The organism is Kitasatospora sp. NPDC059571 (assembly GCF_042735675.1).
Taxonomy (GTDB): Bacteria; Actinomycetota; Actinomycetes; order Streptomycetales; family Streptomycetaceae; genus Kitasatospora.
In genome coordinates this window covers 1-7788 of the sequence record NZ_JBHWBW010000378.1, presented here as the reverse complement: position 1 = coordinate 7788, position 7788 = coordinate 1, and the positions used below count along the sequence as shown (strand labels likewise).

The following is a 7788-nucleotide window of genomic DNA, read 5'->3' as shown; positions in this document are numbered from 1 at the left end:
GGGTGCGTGTTTGCTTTTATTATTTCTTTGCTCTGGCGCGGCGGGGGTTTCGTGCTGACACCCACCCCCCCCCCCCCCCCCGCCGCTCCCGGGGTTACTCAGGCGGGCTGGCTGGTGGCCGCGATCCGCTCCGCGCGGAGCGCGTCGTACCACGTGGTGTCGGCCGGCGGCAGGGCGCTCACGTCCAGCGCCAGCTTGATCAGCATGTCGGCGACCGCGGGGTTGCGGGCCATCACGGGGCCGTGCAGGTAGGTGCCGAAGACGGTGTCCCGGAAGGCGCCCTCGGTACCGTCGCCGGTGCCGTTGCCGCGTCCGGCCTGCACGGTGGCCAGCGGCTTGACGCCCTGGCCGAGGTGGGTGACGCCCTGGTGGTTCTCGAAGCCGGTCAGCTGCGGCAGGCCGAGCTGCGGGTTCACGTCGGCCAGCACGTCGCCGACGCACCGGGCGCCCTCGCCGCGGGTGGTCCACACGTCGAGCAGGCCGAGGCCCGGCTCGCGCTCGCCGAGGTCGTTGATGAACTCGTGGCCGAGGATCTGGTACCCGGCGCAGACCGAGAAGATGATCGCGCCGTTCTCGGCCGCGCGGACCAGGCCGCCGTCGTTGCGCAGCCGCTCGGCCGCGAGCCGCTGCGGCCGGTCCTCGCCGCCGCCGATCAGGTAGATGTCGCCGCTGGTCGGCACCGCCTGGTCGGAGCGGACGTCGATCCGGGTCACGCCGAGGCCGCGCTGGCGCGCCCGGCGCTCCACGACCAGCGCGTTCCCGCGGTCGCCGTAGGTGCTGAGCAGGTCCGGGTAGACCCACACCAGCCGCAGGCTGCTCTCGCTCATCCTCGAAGCCCTTCCGTACTGCTGCTGCGGCGCCTGCGGGGGCTGCGGCGGCTGCTGCGGGGTCTGCTGGTACTGCTGGTGCTGGAACTGCGGGTCGGTGGGGTACGACATCAGCCCGCCACCGCCTTGCGCAGCTGCTGGAAGGCGGTGTAGTTCGCGATCGCCTCGATGCGGCCGGCGGGCGCGGCCCGCACGGCCTGCTCCAGGGTGTCCACGACCTGGAACTGGAGCCCGGCGACCTCGAGCCGGACCGCCAGGTCGAGCTTGCGCTGGCCCATCACGAAGATCGGGTGGCCGGCCAGGCGCTCGTAGTCCACGTCCCACAGCCAGGAGGTGTCGGTGCCGTCGGCGTCCAGCGCGTTCACCGACAGCACCACCGGCGCCGGCGGCTGGTCGATCAGCGTGAAGGTCTCCAGCCAGCCGGCCGGGTTCTTGGCGAGCAGCAGGCGGACGTCCCGGCCCTGGTACTGGACCACGTCGTAGCGGCCGGCGACCGCGGCCACCGTCTGCATGCGCTCCAGCGCGACCTGCGGCGCGACGCCGAAGACCGCCGCCACCGCGGCCGAGCTGGTGGCGTTGGCGAGGTTGGCACGGCCGGGCAGCTGGAGCTGGATCGGCCAGGCGCCGCGGTGCGGGTCGATCACGTGGGTGCCCTGCAGGGCCCAGTGCGGGTTCGGGCGGCGGAATCCGCACTGCGAGCAGAACCAGTCGTCACCGGGGCGCTGCATCACGCCGCCGCAGGACGGGCACGACCAGGCGTCCTCCTTCCACGCCTGCCCGGCGGCCACCCAGACCACCTTCTTGCAGGAGGAGGCGGCCCAGGTCACCAGCGGGTCGTCGGCGTTGGCGATGATCACCGCGTCGGAGTCCTTGAGACCCTCGCGCCACTTCTCGGCCATCATCCGGGTCTCGGCGGCGCGGTCCAGCTGGTCGCGCGAGAGGTTCAGCAGTGCGATGGCCTTGGGCCGGGTGTCCCGGGCGACGGTCGCCAGGTACTTCTCGTCCACCTCGATCACGCCGAAGCGCGCGTCCGAGCCGCCGGCCAGCGCGGCGGTGATGCCGGCCGGCATGTTGGCGCCGAGAGCGTTCGAGACCACCGGGCCGGCGGCGCGCAGTGCCTCGGCGATCAGCCGGGTGGTGGTGGTCTTGCCGTTGGTCGCGCTGACCAGCACCACGTCCAGGTGCTCGGCGAGGGTGGCCAGCAGATCGGGGTCGAGCCTCAGCGCGATCTTGCCGCCGATCACCGAGCCACTGCCCCGGCCGGCCTTCTGCGAGAGGGCGGCGGCCATCTTGCCGGCCGTCACAGCGATCTTGGCGCGGGCGGGCAGCGAGGCGTCGCGTGCGGCCGTGGCTTCCGAATCGGTGCCTGCCATGCTCAGTGGTTCCTCCTTGCTGCGGCACCGCCCGGGCCGGTGAGGTGACCGACGGGCGGCGGGGACGGAGGTCAGCCTACCCACTCCGGGCCCCACGTCTGAGCCCCGGACCCCGCGCGGCCTGCCGCGACGGCCCTCCGCACCGCCCCGACCGGGGAGTTCCGGCCACCGGGGGCACAGGACGGGGCGCCGCCCGTCGCCTGCGGTCCGGGGGCCGCCGCTCGTCCGCGTACGCCAATGCGGTGCCGTGGCGGCGGCGGTCGGTGTTGCGGCCCGGGCCGCCGTTCCGGCCCGCCCCATGCTGGGCCGCGAGTGTTTCGTCGAGAGGGAGTCGCATGGGAGCCAACAGCGTCCTGGGGACGCGGATCTGCCTGGCCCGCACGGTCGGCAGGGTCAGGGGCGAGGGGCTGGGGAACGAGATCTTCCCCTGGGCCAAGGCCTACCTGGCCAGCCGCGAACTGGGGTTCGGCATGCTGCCCCCGGCCTGGGGCCTCAACCGCCGCCGGTACTGGGAGGAGTTCGGCACATCCCGGCTGGACTGGTGCGGGCATCTGGCGCTGCGCGCCGCCCTGCCGACACAGACCGTGACGGACGAGATGGTCCGGTCGACCGGGGAGAGCGACTACGGCGCCGCGATCCGGGTGCTCGACGGGGAGTACGGCTGGTCCCGGCGGCGCGCCCTGGTCCTCGTCCACCGGAACATGACCGGTGGACTGGTGTCCATCGCGCGGTCCCGCAACTTCCTGCGGAACACCCTGCTCGGCCGGCTCCCGGACATCGGCCTCGACGACTGCGAGCCGGGCGCCGACCGGATCCACGTCGCCGTGCACGTCCGGCTGGGCGACTTCTGCGCGACCGGCCCGACCGGCCCCGGCCCCGGCGACACCAACGAGCGCCTGCCCGCCGAGTGGTACCGATCGGTGCTCGGCGCCCTTCGGGAGCGCCTGGGACCGGCCCTGCACATCGAGATCATGAGCGACGACCCGGGGCTCGTCGCCCGGATGCTTCCCGAGTGGCGCGAGTCCATCGCCCCGCCGCGCAGCACGCTCGGCGACCTCTCCGTCCTCGCGGCGGCGGACCTGCTGGTCTGCTCGATCTCGACGTTCTCGATGCTCGCGGCCTTCCTCTCCGACGCTCCGTACATCTGGTACCGCCCCCACCTCGCCGAGACCGACGGGTTCCTGAGCATCCTCGGGTCCCGCCCCGACGGGCGCGCCGCGACGGTGGCGGCCAACGCCGTCCGCGAACAGCGCGGGGCGGCCGGAATGCCGGCCCGCGGCGTACCCCTGGGGGTCGGCGAGGGCGTGCCGAACTGGCTGGCGGACCACCTCGCCGCCAAGGTCGCCCTGCGCCGCCGCAGCGCCGACCTCATCCACTTCGGCGTGCTGCCGGCCGGAGCACCGGCGGGCCGGCCGGACCCGGTCACCCCCGGCCCCCGCCTGAGGGATCCGCACGAGGTGGCGCAAGTGCCCTAGCCCGGACGGTCCACCCGTACGCGTTGCTTCCGGAACATCACGTTCCGTCACCGTACCCTGTCGCCATGGCAGTCGGGCCTCGCCGGTCGGGGCTGCCCGCCGCCCGCACGGGCCGGCCCCGGGCCAGGCCCGGCAGTTGCCCGCTCCACGGACGGGCGGAGAGGGGAGCCATGGCTTTCACGGCGTCCGGGGCCCGAGCCGCCGCGCCGCCCTGGGCCCCGGCGGGGGCGTCCGCCGTGTCCCGGAACGGTGGGGTCCCGGCGCCGGGCGGAGTTCGGACCGGCCGCCCGCCGGAGCGGCGCAGGCCGCGGCTGCCACTGGTCGTCCTGGCGACCTTCTGGACCCTCACCGGCGGGACGGTGTCCAGCCTCGGCCTCGGCGGCCCCGCGACCGCGGCCATCTTCCTCGGGGTCGCGCTGGCCCTGCCCGCGGCCCTGGTGCGGCGCCCGGACGGGCTGGCCCGCCGACTGGAGCCGGTCAATCCCCGGCGGTCGCCGGTGCCGCTGCCGCTCTGGGCGTTCGCCGGCTGGGCCGCCGCCTCGGCGGTCCATCAGCGCACCGACCCCGGCACCCAGAACGCCCTGGTCTATCTGGCCTTCGTCGGGTTGATCGCCCTCGCCGCCACCTGGACGTCGGCCGGCTCCGGCCTGCTGCTGCTGCGCCTCATGAGGGCGGCCGCGGTCGTTGCGGCGGTCGCCTACCTGATCACCGTCGCCCGCCACGGCGCGGGCAACAGCGTGCTGTTCCCCAAACGCATCTTCGGCGAGGCGATCTGGGTCGGCATGGTGGCGGCGGTACCGCTGGCCGGGCGGTCGCGCTGGGGCTGGCTGGCACCGCTGATCCTCCTCGCCGCCGACTTCCTGAGCCTGTCCCGGACGTCCGCCGCGGTCTGCGCGGTGCTGCTGCTCGGCCTGGTGGTCAAGGGCCGCGGCCGCGGGGAACTGCGCCGCGCCGCCCTGCTCGCCGCGGTGACCGGCCTCGCCGCGCTGCTGCTGGTCACCCAGTACGAGCCGCTCCGGGACCGGTTCGTCTACAACGACAGCCACACCGTCGCGGGCCTGGCCGTCGGCACCTCCGGGCGGGCGGAGCTGTGGGCCACGACCTGGGCGGCGATCCGGCAGGCCCCGTGGACCGGCCACGGCATCGGCAGCGTCGAGCTGCTCCTCGCCGATCCCGGCCTCGGCCATCCGCACAACGACTACCTGCGGCTCTGGCACGACTTCGGGGCCCTCGGCCTCGCCCTGTGGGTGGCCGCCGTCCTCCTGCTCGTCCGCGGCGCGCTGCGCCGCCGCCGGGCCGCCCGCGGGAGGGACGACTGGGCGATCCACCAGGCGGCCCTGCTCGCCCTCGTCGGGCTCAGCCTCAACGTCCTCACCTCCAACCTGCTGGTCTACGTCTTCGTGATGGTGCCGATCGCGGTGGTCGTCGGCACCAGCCTCGGGGCGGCCGGCCCGAGCCGCGGCCAGCGGCATCCGAACCACCCACCGGGTACGAAGGGATCCACCGTGGACCTGCGCGCATTCGCCAAGGCCGTCGCCCGCCGATGGCTGTCCATCACACTGCTCGCCCTGGTCGGACTCGGCTGCGGGTTGGGTGTCGCGGCACTCTCCGTCCCGCAGTACGAGGCCGCCAGCCAGATCTTCGTCTCCACCCGGGCCACCGGCGACATCGCCGAGCTCAACCAGGGCAGCGCCTTCTCGCAGGCCCGGGTGCAGTCCTACGCCGAGATCATCCCGAGCCCGACGATCGCCAAAGCGGTCGCGGACCGGCTGGGGCTCGACCTCGACCCGGCCGCACTGGCCCACCGGATCACCGCCACGGCCAAGCCCAACACCGTCCTGATCGACATCACGGTCACCGACGTGCGGGCCGCGCGCGCCGCCCAGCTCGCCAACGCGGTCGCCGCCGAGGCCGGCCGGCAGATCGTCGCCCTGGAGACGCCGCCCGGGCAGAACGCGGCCGCCCCCGTCCACATCGGCATCACCCGGACCGCCGCCGACCCGTCCGGCCCGGTCTCGCCGCGCCCGCTGCTCGACGCCGGGGCCGGCCTGTTCGCCGGACTGCTGGCCGGGGTCGGCCTCGCGCTGCTGCGCGACGCCCTGGACACCACGCTGCGCACCGCGGAGGCCCTGGCCGGGACGGCGGGCCTGCCGGTGCTCGGCAGTGTGCCGTTCGACAAGCACGCCCGGGAGGACGCCCTCGCGGTGACCCACGCGGCGCACGGCGCGCGTGCCGAGGCGTACCGCGTCGTCCGGACCAACCTGCAGTTCGCGCAGGTCGACCGTCGCCCGCGGATCATCCTGGTGACCAGTTCGCTGGCCGGCGAGGGCAAGACCAACACCGCCGCGAACCTGGCGCTCTCGCTCGCCGAGACCGGCCGCCGTACCTGCCTGGTCGACGCCGACCTGCGCAGCCCGTCCGTCGCCCGCGCCTTCGGCCTCGTCCAGGACGCCGGGCTGACCAGCGTGCTGATCGGCGCGGCGGGTTTCGCCGACGTGATGCAGCAGGCCGGCGACGGCACGCTGAGCGTGCTCACCTCCGGCCCGATGCCGCCCAACCCGGCCGAGCTGCTCGCCTCCGACCGGATGCGGCAGGTGCTGGAGGAGCTCGCCGACACCTACGACACCGTGGTGGTGGACAGCGCCCCGCTGCTGCCCGTGGCGGACACCGTGGGCCTGTCGGCGCTGGTGGACGGCGCGGTGCTGGTCGTCCGGGCCGGCCGCACACCCGCCGAGCGGGTCCAGGCCGGCGTCGGTGCCCTGCGCTCGGCCGGCACTCCCGTCCTCGGCGGCGTGCTGAGCATGGCGCAGCTGGAGCGCCAGGGCTACGGCTACGGGTACGGGCACGAGGTCCGCCCGGGCACGCCGGCCACCGCGGAGGTGCCCGGCCCGGCGACCGGTGAGAGCGCGGCGGCGTCCCGGTGGGCCGGATGACCGTGTTCGGCGTGCTGTTCGTCTGCACCGGCAACCTCTACCGCTCTCCCATCGCGGAGCGGCTGTTCGCCGCCCGGCTCGGCCCGGCCGCGGGCGGGTTCGAGGTCGCCGGTGCCGGCACGCACGCCCGGCCCGGTGCTCCGCTGCCGCCCGCGGCGGCCGGCGTGCTGGCGCAACTCGGGGCGGGGACGGGCCCGTTCGCCAGCCGGCGGCTCTCCGCCGACCTGGTGGCCGGGGCAGACCTGGTGCTGGGCCTGGCCCGCGAGCACCGGGAGGCGGCCGTCCGCCTGCACCCGGTGGCGCTGCGGCGCTGCTTCGTCCTGGAGGAGTTCGTCCGGCTCGCCGACGGCCCGCCGGACGACCCGCGCGAGGTCGTGGCGCGGGCCGCCGCGCGGCGCGGCCGGGCCCCCGTGCCGCGGCCCGCGGCGGACGACGTCGAGGACCCGGCCGGTCTGCCGCCGGAGCGGTTGCGCGCCTGCGCCGACCGGATCGACCGGGCGGTGCGGCGCGCGGCGTACCTGGTGGCGGCCGGTCAGCTCCGCCCGGCGGCCAGCTGACCGGCGTGCGCCGCCGCCCGGGCGGCCCGCCGGGCGACCCGGAAGACGGCCGGGTGGAGCCCGGAGAGGATGGTGGCCAGCCGGTCGGGAGTCGTCCGGGTGGAGACCACCAGCCGGTCGATCCGCAGCGGGTGCCGTCCCCGGGGGGCGGCGAGCCGGTGGTTGTAGAGGAACCCGGAGCGGTAGCCGGCCGCGCCGAGCAGCCGGTGTGCCCGCTCGTCGGTGTTGCCGTTGGGGTACGCGAAGGCGGTCGGCCGGTGCCCGAGCGCCTGCGTCAGCAGGTCGTGGGCGTCGAGCACCTCGGTGCGCAGCTGCCGGTCGTCGCACCGGTCGAGGCACGGGTGGGTCATCGTGTGGTTCCCGACGGCGACCCCGCCGGCCTCCAGCTCCCGGAGCTGGCCCGCGGTCAGCTGCCTGAGCCGCGGCGCCGGGCGCCCGGCGGTGCTGCGCAACTCGTCCAGGGCGAACAGGCGTTCACGTTCCGGCAGCAGTTTCAGCAGGTGCGCCGTGGCCTCCGGCCGGGGGGGGGGGGGCCGCCGGGGGGGGGGGCCCGCCGCGGGGCGGGGCGGCGCCCGGCGCCCCCCCCACACAGCGCCGGGGGGGGTGCGGCCCCGCGCGGGAGT

At 75.6% G+C, this 7788-nt stretch carries 6 protein-coding genes; 3 read left to right on the top strand and 3 right to left on the bottom strand.

Annotated features, from left to right (window positions below; all coding sequences use genetic code 11):
• Positions 1–98: 98 nt before the first annotated feature.
• Both ACFV0G_RS30155 and ACFV0G_RS30150 read right to left on the bottom strand, forming a co-directional pair.
• Positions 99–827: a type 1 glutamine amidotransferase gene (locus ACFV0G_RS30155; RefSeq protein ID WP_380554906.1), complete on the bottom strand. Its 729-nt coding sequence runs from the start codon at positions 825–827 to the stop codon at positions 99–101.
• Between the two features lie 110 nt (positions 828–937).
• Positions 938–2200 (bottom strand): MurT ligase domain-containing protein, encoded by a 1263-nt coding sequence (locus tag ACFV0G_RS30150; protein ID WP_380554904.1) that lies wholly within the window; start codon positions 2198–2200, stop codon positions 938–940.
• A gap of 335 nt (positions 2201–2535) precedes the next feature.
• Between ACFV0G_RS30150 and ACFV0G_RS30145 the strand changes: the two genes are divergently transcribed.
• The 3 genes from ACFV0G_RS30145 (at position 2536) to ACFV0G_RS30135 (ending at position 7165) form a co-directional block, all read left to right on the top strand.
• On the top strand, positions 2536–3675 hold the full coding sequence (locus ACFV0G_RS30145; RefSeq protein WP_380554902.1) for a hypothetical protein: 1140 nt from the start codon (positions 2536–2538) through the stop codon (positions 3673–3675).
• 236 nt (positions 3676–3911) lie between these two features.
• Complete coding sequence (locus tag ACFV0G_RS30140; RefSeq protein ID WP_380554900.1) at positions 3912–6608, top strand: polysaccharide biosynthesis tyrosine autokinase; 2697 nt, start codon at positions 3912–3914, stop codon at positions 6606–6608.
• Positions 6605–7165: a low molecular weight phosphatase family protein gene (locus tag ACFV0G_RS30135; protein ID WP_380554898.1), complete on the top strand. Its 561-nt coding sequence runs from the start codon at positions 6605–6607 to the stop codon at positions 7163–7165. The genes ACFV0G_RS30140 and ACFV0G_RS30135 overlap by 4 nt, the downstream gene beginning before the upstream one ends.
• Here the strand turns inward: ACFV0G_RS30135 and ACFV0G_RS30130 are convergent.
• Positions 7141–7788 (bottom strand): polysaccharide deacetylase family protein (locus ACFV0G_RS30130; RefSeq protein ID WP_380554896.1); only part of this gene is annotated, 648 nt, incomplete at its 5' end. The genes ACFV0G_RS30135 and ACFV0G_RS30130 overlap by 25 nt on opposite strands.

What these genes read in the sequence shown, in the direction of transcription:
- ACFV0G_RS30155 (WP_380554906.1), bottom strand. Translation starts at nt 827, where the DNA reads ATGAGCGAGAGCAGCCTGCGGCTGGTGTGGGTCTACCCGGACCTGCTC.
- ACFV0G_RS30150 (WP_380554904.1), bottom strand. Translation starts at nt 2,200, where the DNA reads ATGGCAGGCACCGATTCGGAAGCCACGGCCGCACGCGACGCCTCGCTG.
- ACFV0G_RS30145 (WP_380554902.1), top strand. Translation starts at nt 2,536, where the DNA reads ATGGGAGCCAACAGCGTCCTGGGGACGCGGATCTGCCTGGCCCGCACG.
- ACFV0G_RS30135 (WP_380554898.1), top strand. Translation starts at nt 6,605, where the DNA reads ATGACCGTGTTCGGCGTGCTGTTCGTCTGCACCGGCAACCTCTACCGC.